This window comes from Rhizobium sp. BT03, from assembly GCF_030053155.1.
Taxonomy (GTDB): Bacteria; Pseudomonadota; Alphaproteobacteria; order Rhizobiales; family Rhizobiaceae; genus Rhizobium.
This window is the reverse complement of record NZ_CP125640.1, coordinates 1765974-1785105: the sequence shown is the minus strand read 5'-3', so window position 1 is coordinate 1785105 and position 19132 is coordinate 1765974. Positions and strand designations below refer to the sequence as shown.

22 protein-coding genes are annotated in these 19132 nt (G+C 61.7%); 9 read left to right on the top strand and 13 right to left on the bottom strand.

Annotated elements, in window-relative coordinates; translation table 11 throughout:
• Nucleotides 1-8: 8 nt before the first annotated feature.
• The 3 genes from QMO80_RS08830 to QMO80_RS08820 form a co-directional block, all read right to left on the bottom strand.
• On the bottom strand, nucleotides 9-683 hold the full coding sequence (locus QMO80_RS08830) for an outer membrane protein (protein WP_283199727.1): 675 nt from the start codon (nucleotides 681-683) through the stop codon (nucleotides 9-11).
• Between the two features lie 122 nt (nucleotides 684-805).
• Nucleotides 806-1492: a L,D-transpeptidase gene (locus QMO80_RS08825; protein WP_283199726.1), complete on the bottom strand. Its 687-nt coding sequence runs from the start codon at nucleotides 1490-1492 to the stop codon at nucleotides 806-808.
• 135 nt (nucleotides 1493-1627) lie between these two features.
• The gene (locus QMO80_RS08820; RefSeq protein WP_283199725.1) at nucleotides 1628-2377 is read right to left on the bottom strand and encodes a L,D-transpeptidase; all 750 of its coding nucleotides are present in this window, start codon (nucleotides 2375-2377) and stop codon (nucleotides 1628-1630) included.
• A gap of 263 nt (nucleotides 2378-2640) precedes the next feature.
• On the opposite strand from QMO80_RS08820, the gene QMO80_RS08815 reads away from it, so the two are divergent.
• Both QMO80_RS08815 and QMO80_RS08810 read left to right on the top strand, forming a co-directional pair.
• Nucleotides 2641-3270 carry a DNA-3-methyladenine glycosylase I gene (locus tag QMO80_RS08815; protein ID WP_283199724.1) on the top strand — a complete coding sequence of 210 codons (630 nt, stop codon included), beginning with the start codon at nucleotides 2641-2643 and terminating at the stop codon, nucleotides 3268-3270.
• On the top strand, nucleotides 3267-3776 hold the full coding sequence (locus QMO80_RS08810) for a hypothetical protein (RefSeq protein ID WP_283199723.1): 510 nt from the start codon (nucleotides 3267-3269) through the stop codon (nucleotides 3774-3776). The genes QMO80_RS08815 and QMO80_RS08810 overlap by 4 nt, the downstream gene beginning before the upstream one ends.
• Nucleotides 3777-3789: 13 nt before the next feature.
• Here the strand turns inward: QMO80_RS08810 and QMO80_RS08805 are convergent, their stop codons facing one another.
• On the bottom strand, nucleotides 3790-4494 hold the full coding sequence (locus QMO80_RS08805; RefSeq protein ID WP_003588314.1) for an HAD family hydrolase: 705 nt from the start codon (nucleotides 4492-4494) through the stop codon (nucleotides 3790-3792).
• Nucleotides 4495-4809: 315 nt separating this feature from the next.
• Here QMO80_RS08805 and QMO80_RS08800 point away from each other — a divergent pair, with 315 nt between their 5' ends.
• Nucleotides 4810-5859: an aldo/keto reductase gene (locus QMO80_RS08800; protein ID WP_283199722.1), complete on the top strand. Its 1050-nt coding sequence runs from the start codon at nucleotides 4810-4812 to the stop codon at nucleotides 5857-5859.
• A 260-nt stretch (nucleotides 5860-6119) separates the two neighbouring features.
• On the opposite strand, the gene QMO80_RS08795 is transcribed toward QMO80_RS08800, so the two are convergent.
• The 3 genes from QMO80_RS08795 to QMO80_RS08785 all read right to left on the bottom strand — a co-directional run bounded on the left by QMO80_RS08795 (nucleotide 6120) and on the right by QMO80_RS08785 (nucleotide 7758).
• Complete coding sequence (locus QMO80_RS08795; protein ID WP_283199721.1) at nucleotides 6120-6479, bottom strand: DUF305 domain-containing protein; 360 nt, start codon at nucleotides 6477-6479, stop codon at nucleotides 6120-6122.
• Between the two features lie 77 nt (nucleotides 6480-6556).
• Complete coding sequence (locus QMO80_RS08790; RefSeq protein WP_283199720.1) at nucleotides 6557-6922, bottom strand: hypothetical protein; 366 nt, start codon at nucleotides 6920-6922, stop codon at nucleotides 6557-6559.
• Nucleotides 6923-7002: 80 nt separating this feature from the next.
• Nucleotides 7003-7758: a hypothetical protein gene (locus QMO80_RS08785; RefSeq protein ID WP_283199719.1), complete on the bottom strand. Its 756-nt coding sequence runs from the start codon at nucleotides 7756-7758 to the stop codon at nucleotides 7003-7005.
• Between the two features lie 135 nt (nucleotides 7759-7893).
• Here QMO80_RS08785 and hisS point away from each other — a divergent pair, with 135 nt between their 5' ends.
• From hisS to hisG, 3 genes are all read left to right on the top strand, one after another.
• Nucleotides 7894-9447 (top strand): histidine--tRNA ligase, encoded by a 1554-nt coding sequence (gene hisS / locus QMO80_RS08780; protein ID WP_283199718.1) that lies wholly within the window; start codon nucleotides 7894-7896, stop codon nucleotides 9445-9447.
• Between the two features lie 145 nt (nucleotides 9448-9592).
• Nucleotides 9593-10768 carry an ATP phosphoribosyltransferase regulatory subunit gene (locus tag QMO80_RS08775; protein WP_369685940.1) on the top strand — a complete coding sequence of 392 codons (1176 nt, stop codon included), beginning with the start codon at nucleotides 9593-9595 and terminating at the stop codon, nucleotides 10766-10768.
• On the top strand, nucleotides 10765-11460 hold the full coding sequence (hisG, locus tag QMO80_RS08770) for an ATP phosphoribosyltransferase (protein ID WP_283199716.1): 696 nt from the start codon (nucleotides 10765-10767) through the stop codon (nucleotides 11458-11460). The genes QMO80_RS08775 and hisG overlap by 4 nt, the downstream gene beginning before the upstream one ends.
• A gap of 79 nt (nucleotides 11461-11539) precedes the next feature.
• Here hisG and QMO80_RS08765 read toward each other — a convergent pair whose 3' ends face one another.
• Nucleotides 11540-11953, bottom strand: coding sequence for a DoxX family protein (locus tag QMO80_RS08765; protein ID WP_003588305.1), 414 nt, complete (start codon nucleotides 11951-11953; stop codon nucleotides 11540-11542).
• 211 nt (nucleotides 11954-12164) lie between these two features.
• Between QMO80_RS08765 and QMO80_RS08760 the strand changes: the two genes are divergently transcribed.
• Entirely contained in the window at nucleotides 12165-12875 is a 711-nt protein-coding gene (locus tag QMO80_RS08760) for a glutathione binding-like protein (RefSeq protein WP_283199715.1), read from the top strand.
• Between the two features lie 175 nt (nucleotides 12876-13050).
• Here QMO80_RS08760 and QMO80_RS08755 read toward each other — a convergent pair whose 3' ends face one another.
• The 3 genes from QMO80_RS08755 to groES form a co-directional block, all read right to left on the bottom strand.
• Nucleotides 13051-13497, bottom strand: a complete 447-nt coding sequence (locus tag QMO80_RS08755; protein WP_283199714.1) for a hypothetical protein — start codon at nucleotides 13495-13497, stop codon at nucleotides 13051-13053.
• A 666-nt stretch (nucleotides 13498-14163) separates the two neighbouring features.
• Nucleotides 14164-15804, bottom strand: a complete 1641-nt coding sequence (gene groL, locus QMO80_RS08750) for a chaperonin GroEL (protein ID WP_097623993.1) — start codon at nucleotides 15802-15804, stop codon at nucleotides 14164-14166.
• Nucleotides 15805-15875: 71 nt separating this feature from the next.
• A complete protein-coding gene (groES, locus tag QMO80_RS08745; protein WP_003545797.1) occupies nucleotides 15876-16172 on the bottom strand; it encodes a co-chaperone GroES in 297 nt (98 codons plus the stop codon).
• 285 nt (nucleotides 16173-16457) lie between these two features.
• Here groES and QMO80_RS08740 point away from each other — a divergent pair, with 285 nt between their 5' ends.
• Both QMO80_RS08740 and QMO80_RS08735 read left to right on the top strand, forming a co-directional pair.
• On the top strand, nucleotides 16458-17306 hold the full coding sequence (locus tag QMO80_RS08740; protein ID WP_283199713.1) for a TIGR01459 family HAD-type hydrolase: 849 nt from the start codon (nucleotides 16458-16460) through the stop codon (nucleotides 17304-17306).
• Between the two features lie 14 nt (nucleotides 17307-17320).
• A complete protein-coding gene (locus QMO80_RS08735) occupies nucleotides 17321-18304 on the top strand; it encodes a bifunctional riboflavin kinase/FAD synthetase (RefSeq protein ID WP_283199712.1) in 984 nt (327 codons plus the stop codon).
• Between the two features lie 27 nt (nucleotides 18305-18331).
• On the opposite strand, the gene QMO80_RS08730 is transcribed toward QMO80_RS08735, so the two are convergent.
• Both QMO80_RS08730 and QMO80_RS08725 read right to left on the bottom strand, forming a co-directional pair.
• Nucleotides 18332-18790, bottom strand: a complete 459-nt coding sequence (locus tag QMO80_RS08730) for a type II toxin-antitoxin system VapC family toxin (protein WP_283199711.1) — start codon at nucleotides 18788-18790, stop codon at nucleotides 18332-18334.
• A complete protein-coding gene (locus tag QMO80_RS08725; RefSeq protein ID WP_283199710.1) occupies nucleotides 18787-19050 on the bottom strand; it encodes a type II toxin-antitoxin system Phd/YefM family antitoxin in 264 nt (87 codons plus the stop codon). Before QMO80_RS08725 ends, QMO80_RS08730 begins: the two co-directional genes overlap by 4 nt.
• Nucleotides 19051-19132 lie beyond the last annotated feature (82 nt).

The following is a 19132-nucleotide window of genomic DNA, read 5'->3' as shown; positions in this document are numbered from 1 at the left end:
AGTGGCGATTACCAGTGGAATGACACGCCGACATTGACGGCGTTGGTGAAGATGTTGGTCTTCAGGTCCACGCCGCTGTCGATCGGAACGTCGACGCGCGAATAGGTGCCCTTGTATTCGACGAAGGTCGACCAGCGGTCGGTCACCTTGAAGTCGACGCCGGCCTGGGCCTGCAGCGTCACGCCGCCGAATTCATAAGCCCAGGTCTTGCCTTCGGGGCGAATCACTTCGACATGCGGAATGTTCACGCCGACACCGGCGCCGAGATAGGGGGTCCAGCGGCGGCTCGGATCCTGGAAGCGATAGAGGCCGTTCACCGTCAGCAGGTTCAGGCCGTCGGTGAATTCGAAATGCGACCAGCCGGTCTTGGCGAGCGTATCGTCGTCGGCATAGACCTTGTCATGGGTATAATCGAGCGAGATACCCCAGTTCGGCTTGTTGAAATTCTCCAGCCACCAGGTGACGCGACCGCCGTAATAAGGCGGGGCGCCGAAGGATTTGCCTTCCCAGCCGGCGGTGAAATGCGTGCCGTCGGAGAGATCGACGCCGCTGTGCGGTGCGGTCTGATAGCCGCCATAGACAGAAAATTGCAGGTCTTCCGCCGAAGCGGAGGCTGCCGAACAGATCGTGAAAAACGCAATGCCCGCAAGCAGGGATGCTGAGGAACGCAGCGCATATGTCATTGAATGGCCCCAATATTTAAATAAGTCGACTCTTGGGCAGCTTTGCCAGTTTTCCGCCGCAAAGTCTAAGCAAAACAAAAGGCGCGTCAAAAAGCGCCCTTCGTTTTTTTCGTCAGTGTTGCTCAGCCGCCGAACATCGTCCGCAGCACGTCGATGCCCCGGTCCTCGAATGCCACCTTACCCTGCCTGTTGCCGGGGCCGATGACGATTACCTTGGTGCCGACGGGGGCGCGATCATAGAGATGCGTCACGTCCTGGTTCATCATCCGGATGCAGCCGGAAGACATGTTGAGGCCGATCGTCCAGGGCTGGTTGGTGCCGTGGATGCGGAAGATGGTGTCGCGGCCGCCCTGATAGAGATACATGGCCCGCGCACCGAGCGGATTGTCCTCGCCACCTTCCTGGAAAGCGGGAATGATGTGGCCCTTGGCGGCTTCGCGGCGGCGCATTTCGGCCGGCGGCGTCCAGCTCGGCCATTCGGCCTTGCGGCCGATCTTGACGATACCCGACCAGCCGAAGCCGTCGCGGCCGACGCCGATGCCGTAGCGGGTGGCGCGGTTGCTGCCTTCGACGAGATAGAGATATTTGTTGTTGGTATCGATGATCACGGTGCCGGCCGCTTCCGTCGTCACCAGCCGCACTTTCTTGCGCTTGAACTGCGGCTTCACATATTTCGGCATCTGCGCCACACGCACGGCTTGCGCCGGGCGCTGCGTATTGTCGGAGCCGGCAGGCGCGGCAAAGGCGGATGTGGACATCAAGGACAGGACAAGTCCGGCCGCGGCCAGACCTGGCATCAATTTGATCATGATCGATTCCCCTCAAGCAAATCCGCCTGAAGCTACATGAACTTCTGCCCGATTCAAGATCGGCTCGGCCGGATAAAGCATTTTCGGGAAAGGAAGCCGCCTGTTCTTGCGGCTTCCAAGATATCGTATGTGCCGTTACATGACGACGACACGGGTTCCGACGCTGACGCGGTCATAGAGATCGACGACATCCTCGTTGCGCAACCGGATACAACCGGAGGAGACGGCGCTGCCGATCGACCAGGGCGCGTTGGTGCCGTGGATGCGGTAAAGCGTCGAGCCGAGATACATGGCGCGGGCGCCGAGCGGGTTTTCCGCGCCGCCATCCATCCGCGCCGGCAGGTAGTGGCCTTTGGCGGCTTCACGGCTGATCATTTCGGAAGGCGGCGTCCAGTCCGGCCATTCCTGCTTGCGGGTGATCTTGTGGGCGCCCGCCCATTCGAAACCGGGCTTGCCGACGCCGACGCCGTAACGGCGCGCCTTGCCGCCGTCCATCACCAGATAGAGGAAGCGGTTGTTGGTATCGATGACGATCGTGCCGGGTTTTTCCTCAGTGTCGTAATCGACCATCTGCGGCAGGAATTGCGGCTCGATCGGATGGCGGATCGACGGTATACCAGGATTGATCGCCGAGACGGTCTGCGGTGCGACTTGCGGCGCCTGGCGCAGCACGCGGCGCTGGAAAAGCCCGCGCTGCGGCTGCCGGACGACCGGCCGCTGATAGACGACGGGACGAACCGCGCCGCCGCCGAGCTGGTTGATCCAGGGCGCGGTCAGGTCGGGGCTGAGCACGACGGGCGGGCGCGTGGCGTAGCGGTCGTCTGCAAGGGCGGCCGCGGAGAAAATGCCGAAGACGGCTGCGGCAAGAACAAGCTGTTTCATCATCGGACGGACTCTCTACAAATGGCCGAAAATGCGCTGGCGGAGATGTTCCGCCCGGGCGGAGATGTCCCCGCCCGGGAAAGACGCTGCCACCCAATCCGCCAGCGAATGGTAAAGATCGATTCATGAAAACCCGACCGGCCGGATAAACTTTTCGTCAGGGTTACCGTTCGGTTTGGAAAGACGGTTTGCAAATGGTAAAGCCGGAATCATGACCGGAAAACCAAGCGGACCGGCGAACAGACGGACCCGGGAATGAAGCGGACATGAGCGAGACAGGCATCATCATCGGCGAGGACGGCAGGAGCCGCTGCCACTGGCACGCCAATCTGCCCGACTATCTCCGCTATCATGACGAGGAATGGGGCCGCCCTGTTACGAACGACATCCGCCTCTTCGAGAAGATCTGCCTTGAAGGTTTCCAGTCCGGTCTTTCCTGGCTGACGATCCTGCGCAAGCGCGAGAATTTCCGCGCCGCCTTCTCAGGCTTCGATTTCGACAAGGTCGCGCTGTTCGGCGACGAGGACGTCGCTCGCTGCCTTGCCGATGCCGGCATCATCCGCCATCGCGGCAAGATCGTCTCCACCATCAACAATGCCAGGCGCGCCATTGCGCTGAGGGACGAGTTCGGCTCGCTCGCCCATTATTTCTGGCGTTACGAACCGGGGCATAACGAGCGGCCCGGCGTGGTCGACCGCGAGCATATCGTCGCCAATCCGACGACGCCGACATCGGTGATCATTTCCAAGGATCTGAAGAAACGCGGCTGGACCTTTGTCGGCCCGACCACAGTTTATGCTTTCATGCAGGCGATGGGTCTCGTCAACGATCATCTGGAGGGCTGCTTCTGCCGGCCCGAGGTCGAGGCGATGCGCGCCGTGCTGGTCCGACCATGAAAGAAGATGCATCCGTGAGAACATTGATCGCAGCCGCTGCCCTTTTCTTCCTGACGATCCCCGCGCTGGCGCAGACGCCGCAGCTCGACCCGGGCGAAAAGCTGGAGAAGCTGCAGTTCCCGGCCGTCACCATGCAGCTGAAAGGCTGGACGAAGTTCGGCAACGGCCATGTCTACACGCTGCCGGTGCGCGCCGGCCAGCATGTGAAGATCGGCTTTGCCACCAAGAGCAAATTTGCCTTCCTGGCGATCTTCGACCTGTCGAAACCGGATGACGAGGCCTTCTTCGGCACCGACGAGGACGGCATGAGCTTCGAGACGACGGTCAAGGAAAATACCACCTGGCTGCTGCGTCCCTATTATTCCAAGGTCTCGCCGCGCCGCGGTCTCGGCGCTCCCTTCAGCATCCTGATCGAGCCCTTGGCCGCTGCCCCGAAGCAGCCGCAGCCGCCGGCCGAACCGCAGCCGCCGTCGCTCTTTCCGAAGGCGCCTGCCAAACAGCAATAGGGGGAGCGTCCGGCTATGCCAGCCGGTCGATCAGGTCGCGCAATTCGCCGAGATGGCCGATCTTGCGGAAGCGCGGCGCCTCCGTCGGCTCGTCCACATGTTCCAGCACCCAGGTCAGTTCGTGCGGCACGAAGACGCCGTAGCTGCCGGCGGCGATCGCCGGCACGATGTCCGATTTCAGCGAATTGCCGACCATCATCGCCCGTTCCGGTCCGTCGCCGACCTTGGCGAAGATGCGGCGATAGGTGACGGCGGTCTTGTCGGAAACGATCTCGACGGCATCGAAGAAGTCGCCGAGCCCGGATTGGGCAAGCTTGCGCTCCTGGTCGAACAGATCGCCCTTGGTGATCATCACAAGCAGATATTTGCCGGAAAGCGCTTCCAGCGTGTCGCGCACATGCGGCATGGTTTCGACCGGATGGGAAAGAAGATCGCGGCCGGTATCGAGGATCTTGGCGATCACGCCGGCGGGCACCTTGCCTTCGGTGATCTCGATCGCCGTTTCGATCATCGACAGCGTAAAACCCTTGATGCCGAAGCCGTAATGGCGAAGGTTGCGCTTTTCGGCTTCCAGCAGCCGTTCGGAAATCTTCGGCCCTTCGGCGAAATCGGCAAGAAGCCCGGTGAAATGCGCTTCCGTCAGCCGGTAATATTGTTCGTTCTGCCAGAGCGTGTCGTCGGCATCGAAGCCGATCGTGGTCAGTGGTCGCGTCGTCATATGCGTACCTTTGAGCATGATGCCGAAAAGTGTGAGCGGTTTTCGGATGACATCATGCTCTAACTCTTTAATCGAGATATGGCCGGCAATCTATCGCTCGCCTGCGTCGAGACAAGGGCTGTGTCGAGACAAGGGCGCTCATCTCCGCCGCGGCAGGGCGCGGCGTTGAAAAGCGCCGCCGCTGCACTACATCGAGTGTGCCTCACCTTGCAGCCAGCCACGGCTGTGCCTGTCACGCGCAGGCCAATAATCAAAAAATGAAGTTCTTCAGTTCGCAAGCCCCTCTTGCGGCAGACACAAAGGATTTTTTCGACCATGCGTTACAATCAACTCGGTAATACGGGGCTTTTCGTCTCGGAAATCTGCCTGGGCACCATGACCTTCGGCGAAGCCAAACAGGGCACCATGTGGGGCGCCATCGCCGATGTCGACCAGAATGCGGCCGACCGGATCGTCGAGCGCTCGCTTGCCTCAGGCGTCAACTTCATCGACACGGCCGACGTCTACTCATCCGGCGAATCCGAAAGGCTGCTCGGCCAGGCGCTGAAGAACCTAGACATCCCCCGCAAGGACGTCGTCATCGCCACCAAGGTCTATGGCGTCATGGGCGACAAGCCGAACGACCGCGGCGCCTCGCGCGGCCATATCATGGATTCCGTCGAGGCGAGTCTTAAGCGCCTGCAGACCGATCATATCGACCTCTATCAGATCCACGCGACCGACACGGTGACGCCGATCGAGGAGACGCTGCGCGCTCTTGACGATCTCGTTTCCCGCGGCCTCGTGCGCTATATCGGCGTCTCCAACTGGCAGGCCTGGCGCATTTCCAAGGCGCTCGGCCTCTCCGAGCGCCGCGGCTTTGCCCGCTTCGAGACGGTGCAGGCTTATTATTCCATCGCCGGCCGCGATCTCGAACGCGACATCGTGCCGATGATGCAGGAGGAAAAGCTCGGGCTGATGGTCTGGTCGCCGCTCGCCGGCGGTCTCCTGTCCGGCAAATACGGTCCCGGCGCGCCCGGCAACGGCGAGGGCCGCCGCGCCAGCTTCGACTTCCCGCCTGTTGACAAGGACAAGGCCTGGGCCTGTGTCGCCGTCATGCGTGAGGTCGCCGAAAAGCACGGTGTGGGCGTCGCCACCGTGGCGCTCGCCTATATCCTCGCCAAGCCTTTCGTCACCACCGTCATCATCGGTGCCAAGCATGTCGACCAGCTCGACCAGAATCTTGCCGCCGTCAAGCTGAAGCTCGATGGCGACGATATGACGAAGCTCGACGAGGTGAGCGCGCTTGCTCCGGAATATCCGGGCTGGATGCTGTCGCGACAGAGCGCCGGCCGCCGGCCGGCGGATTTCGAGCCGAAGGATTGAGATCGCCCGAACCACTAGGGAACGCCTTATATCAGGTGTTCCCTACTTTGTTGACAACCTCTCCTCCGTCATGCTCGGCCTTGTGCCGAGCATCTGAGCACGGCAATCGTTTGACGGGAAAACATATATTTTCCAATCGTTTAATTCGATCGCAGCAGATCCTCGGCACAAGGCCGAGGATGACGTCGTGGGTGTTGCAGTGGTTGTTAGCAGCCTCTGGGAACGCCTGATATCAGGCGCTCCCCTCCAGCAATGATCGGTTACTTGCCGTGGGCCTTGAGCCAGGCGTTCATATCGGCGATCTCGGCCTCCTGCGCCTTGATCACCCCTTCGGCCAGCTTGCGGATATCAGGATCCTTGCCGTATTGAAGCTCGATCTTCGCCATGTCGATCGCGCCTTGATGGTGCGGGATCATGCCGCGGACGAAATCCGCGTCGGCGTCGCCGCTATACTCGATCATCATATCCTTATGCATCTTGTCGTTCGCCTCGGTGAAGGCATGGCTGGATGCATCGTGGCTGCCCATCGGCTTGCTCATGTCCATGGACATGTCTTCGGCCAGGACGGGGATGGTCGGGATAGCGAGCATTGCGGCGAGTGCGACGATTTTCAGAGACATGAGAGTTCCTTCCTCTGTCTGACAATAGGTTTGGGGCCGGCTAAAGCCGCTCGTTTCTGCGTGATTTAAGCGTGGCGTCAGGACAGTCGGGGAGGGGGAGCCTGCGGAGCGGGCCGATCGTCATCCAGGGCGCGGGCAAGCGCCGGGATAGGATAGGCGAAAACAGGCTTTGCGCTGTCGACGACCATGATGGCCGTCGGCAGCAGCAGACAGGCGCTGCAAAGCGGTATATGCGCGGCGTTGCCGGTAGAGCAGGGGTCTTTCGCGGGATCGGCCTTGCCCGCCGCATCAGGCCTATGCATGCTGGCCGTTTGGTGGTGCATCGTGGCTTCAGCGGCAACGGGCGCATTCATCGACGCACAGGTCGGACAGCCCGCCCAAGCGGACATGGCGCTGTAGACCAGCCAGCTGAGAACCATCGTGACGAGGGCGAGCGTGCGCATGGTCCTTCATATAGGGGAATGCCGGCCGGAAGCCAATCCGGCTGACCGTGAACATTCGGTGACCGCATCGTCATTGCCTGTCACCAGGCGGCCATCACCTTGTGCTCGATCCGGTAATCCCGGCTCTCCTCGCCGAGCGGCGCCACTGGCCATGTCCAGGCTGCTTTTGACGGCGGCGGCGGGACGCCGTGCAGCAGGTCGGCCTCTTCATGCGTCCGGCCGTTGCGGTCGATGACGGCATAGGCGATATCGCTCACCAGGCAATGGCGGCAGGAGAGCCCCGAAAGCCTGGCCAGATGCGCCGCAATCAGTCTTTCCACCGTGTCGACAGGCATTCCGGTGGCCTCGGCTTCGTAGCGCCGTTTCACGCCGCGGCCGATCTGCGACAGGAGATTGGCCGAAACCACGAAATCGAGATAGGGCACAGTGCGCAGGAAGCCGAGCGGTTCGGGCGTTCTGCCGGCGGCGAGATCGTCATAGCCGGAGAGATCGCGCTCGATCAGCCTGACATTGCGATAGCCCTTGGCCGCAAGCCATAGGCGCACCGAGGCGAGATGAACGAGATCGACCAGCACGACGGTGTCGAACTCGTGCGCTAAAGCCTCGATCGGCACGTCGCGCAGCAGGCCGGAGCCGAGCACGACGGCGGTCCGCTTCTGCCTGAGACCGGCTGTCGCCGCGCGGATCGCGTTCCGGCTCATCGTCTCATGTTCGGCCCAATCCCGGGCGCAGCGCCCGGCCCGCGACCAGAGATTGACGGAATAGCGGATGAACTTTCGATGCGCCTTGCCGGTCAGCGGCCATGTCGCGGCATAAAGAAGCGCTTCAGCGATCATGATGCATATCCCGCGTTTCGGATGGATACCCTGTTCAATCGATTCTGGCAGCGACATCAAGGCCCTTCGCCCTTGCCGCTCTTCGCCCAATCCGCTAGGACACCGCCACTGTCACAGTGAGCGGAATTCCCGGAAATGAACGACAAGCAGAAGAAACCGCAAAAGCTCAAGGCCCGCCTGCCGCGCGGCTTCGTCGACCGCACGGCCGGCGATATCCGCGCCGTCAACGAGATGACGGCAAAGATCCGGGAAGTCTATGAGCATTATGGTTTCGACCCCGTGGAAACGCCGCTGTTCGAATATACCGATGCGCTCGGCAAGTTCCTACCCGACAGCGACCGGCCGAACGAGGGCGTCTTCTCGCTGCAGGATGACGACGAGCAGTGGATGTCGCTGCGTTACGACCTGACGGCGCCGCTCGCCCGCCACGTCGCCGAGAATTTCAACGAGATCCAGCTTCCCTACCGCACCTATCGCGCCGGCTACGTTTTCCGCAACGAAAAGCCGGGCCCGGGCCGCTTCCGCCAGTTCATGCAGTTCGATGCCGATACCGTCGGCGCGCCGGGTGTTCAGGCCGATGCCGAAATGTGCATGATGATGGCCGATACGCTTGAAGCGCTCGGCATCAAGCGCGGCGACTATGTCATCCGCGTCAACAACCGCAAGGTCCTGGACGGCGTGCTGGAGGCGATCGGCCTCGGCGGCGACGACAAGGCCGGCCAGCGGCTGAACGTGCTGCGCGCCATCGACAAGCTCGACAAGTTCGGGCCTGAGGGCGTTGCCCTGCTGCTCGGTCCCGGCCGCAAGGATGAATCCGGCGACTTCACCAAGGGCGCCGGCCTCGACCAGGCGCAGATCGACAAGGTGCTGTTCTTCGTCGGCATCAAGGATTATGCCGAAAGTGCTGCCCAACTCGCCGAACTCGTTGCCGGAACGTCGAAGGGCGGCGAAGGCGTCGAAGAACTGAATTTTATCGGCGCGCTGGTTGCGAGCGCCGGCTATGGCTCCGATCGCATCAAGATCGATCCCTCCGTCGTGCGCGGCCTCGAATATTATACCGGCCCGGTCTATGAGGCCGAGCTTCTCTTCGACGTCACCAACGAAAAGGGCGAGAAGGTCGTCTTCGGCTCGGTCGCCGGCGGCGGTCGTTATGATGGCCTCGTCTCCCGTTTCATGGGCCAGCCGGTGCCGGCGACGGGCTTTTCGATCGGCGTCTCCCGGCTGATGACGGCGCTGAAGAACCTCGGCAAGCTCGGCGCGAGCGACGTGATCGAGCCGGTGCTGGTGACCGTCATGGACGGTGATGTCGAGGCGATGGGCCGTTATCAGAAGATGACGCAAGCGCTGCGCGCCGCAGGCATCCGCGCCGAGATGTTCCAGGGCAACTGGAAGAAATTCGGTAACCAGCTGAAATATGCCGACCGCCGCGGCTGCCCCGTCGCCATCATCCAGGGCGGCGACGAACGCGCAACCGGCGTGGTGCAGATCAAGGATCTGATCGAGGGCAAGCGGCTCTCCGGCGAGATCGAGGACAATGCCAGCTGGCGCGAAGCGCGTGTGGCACAGGAAACGGTGCCGGAAGCCGACTTGGTCGCCAAGGTGAGGGAGATCCTTGCGGCGCAGGCTGAGGATCGGAAGAGGGCTGCCCTCGGCCTCGAAGTTCCCTATGATCCCGCCCCAAGCCGGTGACACTGATGACGACGTTTGAGCAGAATCTCCCCTTCTCCCCTCGGGGAGAAGGTGGCCCGAAGGGTCGGATGAGGGGGCGGCATGGCAGAAGCTGTCCTTCGCTCGCCGCTCAGGACGTTCGTCGTTTACACTCCTCATCCCCCTCATCTGCCCTGTCGGGCATCTTCTCCCCGCTGGGGAGAAGAGGGAAGTTCAGCCTATGCCCCTGATCAACCTCCCCGAATTCTCGGCCGACCTGCTGGCCGAATTTACCGCCCGCAATGCCGAGCGCATCGATACGCCGGTGATTCAGCCGGCCGAGCCGTTTCTCGATATCGCCGGCGAGGATCTGCGCCGGCGCATCTTCATGACCGAGAGCGAAACCGGCGCCAGCCTCTGCCTGCGTCCTGAGTTCACCATCCCCGTCTGTCTGCGCCACATCGAGACGGCGACCGGCACGCCGAAGCGTTATGCCTATCTCGGCGAAGTCTTCCGCCAGCGCCGCGACGGCGCCAACGAATTCTATCAGGCAGGCATAGAGGATCTCGGCGATATCAACATACCGAGCGCCGACGCCCGCGCCATCGGTGACGCCACCGCCATTCTTGCGCGCCTGCTGCCCGGCCGGCGCCTGTCGGTGACGCTGGGCGACCAGGCGGTGTTCGAAGCGGTCGTCCAGGCGCTCGGCCTGCCGCTCGGCTGGCAGAAGCGTCTGATCCATGCCTTCGGCAACATGACGCAGCTGGAAGCGCTGCTGGCCGGCCTGGTCAGCCCGCAATTCGTCACCGGCCTCGACGACGATATCGCGAGGCTTGTTGCCTTAGGCGACGAGCAGGCGCTGGTCGCCCATCTTGAGCAAGAAATGCAGGCGACGGGTTATTCCACCAATGCCAGCCGCTCGCCGCTGGAGATTGCCCGGCGGCTCAAGGAAAAGCTCATCCTGTCCGAGACGCGTCTCGACGATGCGGCCTTCCATGTGCTGGAAGAGTTCCTGTCGCTGCACGTGCCGCTCGTCAACGCGTCGGCGGCGCTCGCTGGTTTTGCCGATGCTGCCGGCCTGAAGCTCGGCAATGCACTCTCCCGTTTCAACGGTCGCGTCGGCGCCCTTGCTGATGCCGGCGTCGATCTGTCCTGCCTGGATTATCGCGCCGCCTTCGGCCGGCCGCTCGATTATTACACCGGTCTCGTCTTCGAGGTGACGGCGGAGGGCTCGAGCGCGGTTCTGGCCGGCGGCGGCCGCTTCGATAAGCTCCTGACTTTCCTCGGCGCAACCGACCGCATTCCGGCCGTCGGCTTCTCCTTCTGGCTCGACCGCATCGAAACCGAAAGGGCAGCCGCATGACCATCACCATCGCGCTTCCTTCCAAAGGCCGGATGAAGGACGACGCTTCGGCGATCTTCGAGCGGGCCGGCATGACGATCACGGCCGTCGGCAACGACCGCTCCTATCGCGGCCGCGTTGAAGGCTGGGACGATGTCGAGGTGGCCTTCCTTTCGGCTTCCGAGATTTCCCGGGAACTCGGCAACGGCACCGTCGATTTCGGCGTCACCGGCGAGGATCTGATGCGGGAAGGTTTTGCCGAGGTCGACAAGCGCGTCGAATTCTGCGCCCGCCTCGGTTTCGGCCATGCCGATGTCGTCGTCGCCGTGCCGGAGATCTGGCTGGATGTCGAGACCATGGCCGATCTCGGCGACGTCGCCGCCGATTTCCGCGCCCGGCACGGCCGGCGCCTCGCCATCGCCACCAAATATTGGCGGCTGACTCAGCAGTTCTTTTCGAGCCAGCACGGCATCCAGCTCTATCGCATCGTCGAGAGCCTCGGCGCCACCGAGGGGGCGCCGGCCTCCGGCTCGGCCGATATCATCGTCGACATCACCTCCACCGGCTCGACCCTGCGTGCCAACCATCTGAAGGTGCTCCAGGACGGCGTCATCCTGCATTCGCAGGCCTGCCTGGTGCGCGCCCGCAAGGAGAGCCATGCCGACGAACCCGTCGTGCAGGCGATTATCGAAGCGGTGCGCGCCGCCCTCTGATTTCGGCCATCAGGCCACAAGCAAAAACCCGCCGTCGGAAGACGGCGGGTTTTGCATGTTTGGGAGGATGTCTGCTGGATCAGGCGGCCGCATAGGCGCCGCGGCGGGCGTCAATCGAATAGGCACCGGCACCGACGGTGGCGAGCAGAATGTACGCGCCGGCCAGCGTGATGTTCTTCATGACCATGATCTGATTGAGAATGTTCACGAGTTCCGTGCCGCTTGCGTAGGGCAGGTGGAAGGCAACGCCCGTGAAGACACAGAAGGCGGCGAGCAGCCAGCCGGCGATGCGCACCTGGAAACCTGTGAGAACCGCAAGGCCGGCCAGCAGTTCGAAAAGACCTGCGACATAGGCCAACAGGGTTGCTGCCGGCAGGCCGGCACCAGCGATCATGCCCGCAGTACCGGCAGGATCGGTGAGCTTCATGAAGCCGGAAAGGATGAACATGAAGGAAAGAAGAATGCGGGCAATCAGGATAATGGCGTTCGACATGGATGCTGCCTCCGTTGAATGGCTCTGGAGATCTTGGTGCCCCGGCACCGTGTGGACCTCGGATGCCTCCTATGTCGCTCTTTTCCCGCGTTATGGAAAGATAAACAGATGCGGACAGTTCGTTCAATAATATGGAACGATGCGCTGCCGGCCGCCGCTTGCCTTTGGCGCGCCCGGTCTCTTATGGTCGGCTGATAACAAGGAGAATCCGATGGCAGATCTGTCCGCATTTCCGATCACGGCGCGCTGGCCGGCTAGAAATTCCGACATCATCCAGCTCTACTCTCTGCAGACGCCGAACGGCTTGAAAGTGTCCGTCGCGCTCGAAGAGCTCGGGCTCGCCTATGAGCCGCACTATATTTCCTTCGCCGCCAACGAGCAGAAATCGCCGGAATTCGAATCTCTCAACCCGAACGGCCGCATTCCGGCGATCATCGATCCGAACGGCCCGGGCGGGAAGCCGATCGGCCTTTTCGAATCCGGCGCCATCCTGCTTTATCTCGCGGAAAAGACCGGCAGGCTCATTCCTGAGGATGCCGCCGGCCGCTACGAATGCATTCAATGGGTGTTCTTCCAGATGGCCGGCATCGGCCCGATGTTCGGCCAGTTCGGACATTTCCACAAATTCGCCGCCGACAAGGTCGCCAACAATTCCTATCCGGTGGATCGCTATCGCGATGAATCCAAGCGGCTGCTCGGCGTGCTCGACGACCGGCTGAAGGGCCGGCAGTGGATCATGGGCGATCAATATACGATTGCCGACATCACCACCTTCACCTGGGTTCGCGGCGCCGACATCTTCTATGGCGGCCGCGAGCTTCTCGACTATGCAAAATTCCCCGCCGTCATGGACTGGCTGCAGCGCTGCATCGCCCGCCCGGCCAGCCAGACGGGGCTGAACATTCCGGTCAAGCCCGAATAGCTGACCGCCAGGAGATCGCCGATGCCGGCCCCTCATCCGGCTGCCGCCACCTTCTCCCCGTAAACGGGGCGAAGGAAGCTAGCCGCAAGCTCTCCGTTCCCCACAAACCTCTCGCAGGGCACGTCCCCTCCCTGTAAAACGGGGAGAGGGTTAGGGTGAGGGGCAGTTCCAGCCTCTATAGCCGGCTTGTGACCTGGCGTGCACCCTCAAGCTTGAAGCGCGGAAAGATAAAGACGCCGACCATGCTGCCGCTGTACTTTTCCTCGAGCCCGTTCGACTCGCCCATGCAGAAGAGCGGCTGGCGCAGGCCGTTCGGCATGATGATCGTCGTCGAAAAACAGAAGGAGGAGCAGAGCGTGGCCGCCTGCTCGAACAGCTCCAGGACATGGGCGCGGTCCTTGCTGTCATAGCAGCGGATCAGGCTCAAGAGCCCGCAGTCCCGTGCGGAAAGGCCGTGCAGCATCGCGCTCCATTCGCCGAGGCGGAGCATGCCGCTCGACAAATCTCCGGTCCAGGTTTCGGAAATCGAAAACTGAGCCACCATCTCGTCATTTTGATTGTGGTGCTCCAGCGAGCCGGGTGTCAAAGGTACGGCTGCATTGGCTTTGGCGATCTTAAACAAGGCGTTCCCCCGTTTGCATGCAGCTCCTCCGCCGCACGCTCGGTAAACACAAAAACAGGATCACGCAGCAGCAGGCATGATGCCCGTGCTTTTGCAGGCAATCGTTGCCACGGCCATCGGGCCCGCGGAACGTCAAGGATTGTCTTTCGCGCCCGTTTAGTAGGCGCGCTTCAATTGCAGCGCGGATTTATAGGAGCTTTTGAACAAACGGCAACGGCTTTTTAAGGGGTGTTCGGATCGGAGTTTTTCCTGGGATGCCGCCATTCTCGCATTATCCAGCGGGAAAGCCGCGCCGACACATCAATTTTGCGGGTTTTGGATGCGGTTCCGCGCGATATGAGGGGGGGAATGGTGCCGCAACGATGCAACTTCCCGCGGAGACCGGCGGCCCGAAAAAGCGCGGCAAGGCAAGCTTCGCGCAAGCTTCCGGGGCAGGAGCCGGCAACGCGCCATAAAATTGCGCGCAACGGACCGAATCGCTTTGAGCGCAAAAGAAAAGGGCGACCCGAGGGCCGCCCTTCCTATTCCGGATGCCGGAATGGATGTCAGTCACGGCTTTGGCCTATCACATCATGTCCATTCCGCCAGTTCAGCGCGCTTGACGCGCTGAACCATCTTAGATGATGGGCGGATTCATGAACGATGCTGTGAAAGGCCTTTCACCTATCACATCATGTCCATTCCGCCCATGCCGCCCATGCCGCCAGGCATGCCGGCAGGGGCATCCTTCTTCGGCAGTTCGGCGATCATGGCTTCGGTGGTGATCAGCAGCGATGCGACAGAAGCAGCGTTCTGCAGCGCGGTGCGAACGACCTTGAGCGGGTCGACGATACCCATGGAGATCATGTCGCCGAATTCGGACGTCTGGGCGTTGTAGCCGTAGTTGTCTTCATTCTTGTCCAAGACCTTGCCGACAACGATCGAGGCTTCGTCGCCTGCGTTTTCAGCGATCTGGCGAACCAGCGACTGCAGGGCGCGGCGAACGATGTTGATGCCGGCTTCCTGGTCGTCGTTTGCACCCTTGACGGTGATCTTCGTGGAGGAGCGCAGCAGAGCGATACCGCCGCCGGGGACGATGCCTTCCTGAACGGCAGCGCGCGTCGCATTGAGGGCGTCGTCGATGCGGTCCTTCTTTTCCTTCACTTCGACTTCAGTCGAGCCGCCGACGCGGATGACGGCAACGCCGCCAGCGAGCTTGGCAAGGCGTTCCTGCAGCTTCTCGCGGTCGTAGTCGGAGGTGGTTTCTTCGATCTGGGCCTTGATCTGGGCAACACGGCCTTCGATGTCGGACTTGGCGCCCGAACCGTCGACGATCGTGGTGTTTTCCTTGGAGATCGAAACCTTCTTCGCACGGCCGAGCATGTCGAGCGTGACGCTCTCGAGCTTGATGCCGAGGTCTTCGGAGATCACGGTGCCGCCGGTCAGGATGGCGATGTCTTCGAGCATGGCCTTGCGGCGGTCGCCGAAGCCAGGAGCCTTGACGGCAGCGATCTTGAGACCGCCGCGCAGCTTGTTGACGACGAGCGTAGCAAGAGCTTCGCCTTCGACGTCTTCAGCGATGATCAGGAGCGGCTTGCCGGTCTGGACGACAGCTTCGAGAACCGGAAGCATCGACTGAAGGTTCGAGAGCTTCTTCTCGTGAAGGAGAATGAAGACGTCTTCGAGGTCGGCGATCATCTTTTCCGGGTTGGTCACGAAGTAGGGGCTGAGGTAGCCGCGGTCGAACTGCATGCCTTCGACGACTTCGAGTTCGGTTTCGGCGGTCTTGGCTTCTTCAACCGTGATGACGCCTTCGTTGCCGACCTTCTGCATGGCTTCAGCAATGTCGAGACCGACCTGCTTGTCGCCGTTTGCCGAGATCGTGCCGACCTGTGCAACTTCTTCAGAGGTGGAGATCTTCTTGGCCTTGGCCTGGAGATCCTTCACGACGTCAGCGACAGCGAGGTCGATACCGCGCTTCAGGTCCATCGGGTTCATGCCGGCTGCAACGGCCTTGTTGCCTTCGCGAACGATCGCCTGGGCAAGAACGGTTGCAGTCGTGGTGCCGTCGCCGGCGATGTCGTTGGTCTTCGAAGCAACTTCGCGGACCATCTGGGCGCCCATGTTTTCGAACTTGTCTTCGAGTTCGATTTCCTTGGCGACGGAAACGCCGTCCTTGGTGATGCGCGGAGCGCCGAAGGACTTGTCGATGATGACGTTACGGCCCTTCGGGCCGAGCGTTACCTTGACTGCATCGGCGAGAATGTCGACGCCACGCAGCATCTTTTCGCGCGCGGTACGACCAAACTTGATTTCTTTAGATGCCATGATTGAAACTCCTCAATTCGAGTGTCCGGGTTTTGGGACCCGTCGGCTACGTCGGAAAGGCCAGCGGCTGATCAGCCGATGATGCCCATAATGTCGGCTTCCTTCATGATCAGAAGGTCTTCGCCGTCGATCTTGACTTCGGTGCCGGACCACTTGCCGAACAGGATGCGGTCGCCAGCCTTGACGTCGAGTGCGACGACCTTGCCGGACTCGTCACGAGCGCCGGAACCGACGGCGACGATTTCGCCTTCCTGCGGCTTTTCCTTGGCGGTATCGGGAATGATGATGCCACCCTTGGTCTTGGCTTCGGACTCAACGCGGCGAACAACGACGCGGTCGTGAAGGGGGCGGAAGTTGGTGCTTGCCATTGTCTAATCCCTCGATCGAATGACATTCGCGGGCCGGAGCGGCCCACATGGATAGATGTTAGCACTCCCTTGCGGCGAGTGCTAGCGACGAGCATTTAGGGATGGCTCCAAGAGGAGTCAATGAGAGCAATCACGAATTTTTGTGCCGGAATTGTGAAGAGGCCGGAGAATTGCTGAGATTGCCGCCGAAACCCGCTGCCACGGGCCGGCCGCGAAGAAAATGCCTTGCCATCGCCTTGCGCCTTTGCAATGTCACCGGTGACTGAAGCAAATCGGGAAATCGGAATGGCCAGGCGGATAGAAAACTTCTCGGAGATAACAGGTCATTATGACGTGGTGCTCTGCGATGTCTGGGGCGTCGTTCACAACGGCGTCGAGCCGTTTCCGAAGGCCGCTGCTGCCCTTGAAGCGGCGCGCGCAAGCGGCGTCGCCGTCGTCCTGATCACCAATTCGCCGCGTCTTTCCTGGCAGGTGGTCGAGCAATTGCGTCAGATCGGCGTTCCCGACAGCGCCTATGACCGTATCGTCACCTCAGGCGACGTCACGCGCCGGCTGATCGCCGAAGGGCCGAAGACGGTCTTTCTGCTCGGCCCCGAGCGCGACAAGGCGCTTCTCGAAGGCATCGGCGTCGAGCGGGTGCCATCAGGCGAAGCGCAATCGCTCGTCTGCACCGGCTTTTTCGACGACGAGACCGAGAAGCCGGAAGATTACACCGACATGCTTCTGGAATTCAAATCCCGCGAGGTGCCGATGATCTGCGCCAACCCCGACCTCGTCGTCGAGCGCGGCCATCGCATCATCCCCTGCGCCGGCGCCATGGCCGCCTATTACGAGCAGCTCGGTGGCAAAACCCGCATCGCCGGCAAGCCACACCGGCCGATCTATGAGGCGACGCTCGCCGCGGCCCGCGAGCTTCGCGGCGATTTCCCCACCGAGCGGGTGCTGGCAATCGGCGACGGCATGCCGACCGATGTGCGCGGCGCCTTGAATTACGGCCTCGACCTTCTTTACATCAGCGGCGGTATCCACGCCAAGGAATACACCTTGAACGGCGAGACCGACGAGGCGATCCTCAACGCCTATCTCGATCGGGAAAAAGCCGCGCCGAAGTGGTGGATGCCACGCCTCGCATAAAGAGAAGCCAGCCGATGACCGTCTTCCACCGCAATGAAACCCGGGAACCCTTGCCCGCCCATCTCAAGGGCGGCGTCATCGCCATCGGCAATTTCGACGGCGTGCATCGGGGCCACCAGTCGGTGCTCAGCCGCGCGCTCGAAATCTCCAAGGCGCGCGGCATCCCCGCGTTGGTGCTGACCTTCGAGCCGCATCCGCGCACGGTCTTCCGGCCCGAGACCCCGGTCTTCCGCCTGACGCCCGCGCCGCTGAAGGCCCGCATCCTGGAAACGCTGGGCTTCAACGCGGTCATCGAATATCCCTTCGATTACGAGTTCTCGCAGCGCTCGGCCGATGATTTCATCCATTCGATCCTCAAGGACTGGCTCGGGGCCTCCGAGGTCGTCACCGGCTTCGACTTCCATTTCGGCCGCGGCCGCGAGGGCGGTCCGGCCTTCCTGATGAATGCCGGCCAGACCTATGGTTTCGGCGTCACCCTGATCGATGCCTTCCGCGACGAAAACGCCGATGTCGTCTCTTCGAGCCATATCCGCGCGCTGTTGAAGGAAGGCAGCGTCAGCGAAGTCGCCGGCATGCTCGGCTACCGCTATACGGTCGAGGCCGAGGTGATCGACGGCGAGAAGCTCGGCCGGCAGCTCGGCTTTCCCACTGCCAACATGCGCCTGCCGCCGGAGGTGGAACTCGCCGCCGGCATCTACGCCGTCCGCTTCCGCCGCCAGGAGGGCACGCTGCACGACGCCGTCGCGAGCTACGGCCGCCGCCCGACGGTGACGGAAAACGGTGCGCCGCTGCTCGAAACCTATCTTTTCGATTTCAGCGGCGATCTCTACGGCCAGCGCTGCGCCGTCTCCTTCTTCGGTTATCTCAGGCCCGAGCTGAAATTCGACGGCCTCGATCCGCTCGTCGCCCAGATCAAGCGCGACGAGGAGGAGGCGAGGACGCTGCTGTCGGGTGTGGCGCCGCTCGGCGAACTCGACCGGAAGCTTTGTTTTTCCTGAGGTCGCCGTCAGCGTGGCTGTGATCGGCTATCTCCGGCTCAAGGGAAATTGAGCGGGATCGCTCGTCCACGGATCGAAGACATCGGCGCCGGAGAAGCGCGTATCCCTGACGTTTCGCGTCACCAGATAGAGATTGTGCTCGATGGCGGTGGCAGCGAGCATCGTGTCGACCACCGACGGCGCATGCCCGGTCCGCAGCTTCACGCGTCCCGAAATGACGCCCCAATGTCTGACGGTTGCGTCGCTGAGCGAAAGAACGCGTCGAGAAAACCTCTCTTCCAGCGCATCGCGTGCAGCAACATACCGATAGCGGTTCTGGTCATCCTCGGGCAGGTTCTCGATGCCCTTGTCATATTCCGCCAGCGTGAGGATGCTGATGAACATCCGCTCTTCGTCTTGAGCCGCAGCCCAGGATTTGACGGAGGGGGCGCCGTTCGGATTGATCAGCGCCGATATGACATTCGTATCCAGCAGCCAGCCGATCACAGCTCGGCATCCCGTCCATAATCGGCCTCCCGCTCGAGATCGAGATCCTTGAGATCGAGGCTCTCCATGAAAGTGACGAAAGGCATTTTCGGTTCGGCCTTGGTCAGCCGGTCGAGCTCTTCGACGCTGATGACAACGACGCTGTCGCGGCCGCGAACCGTCACCCGCTGCGGTCCTTCGCTGTGGGCCCGGCGAACCACCTCGCTGAACCGCGCTTTCGCCTCTTCGAGCTTCCAGCTTTGTTTCGTGATTTTTTTCATGCGTCTCCGCCTGCTGGTCAGATAGTCAGATCATACTGCAGGCGACAAGGGTTTTCCAGCCTCTCCACTTTCTTGAGAGGTC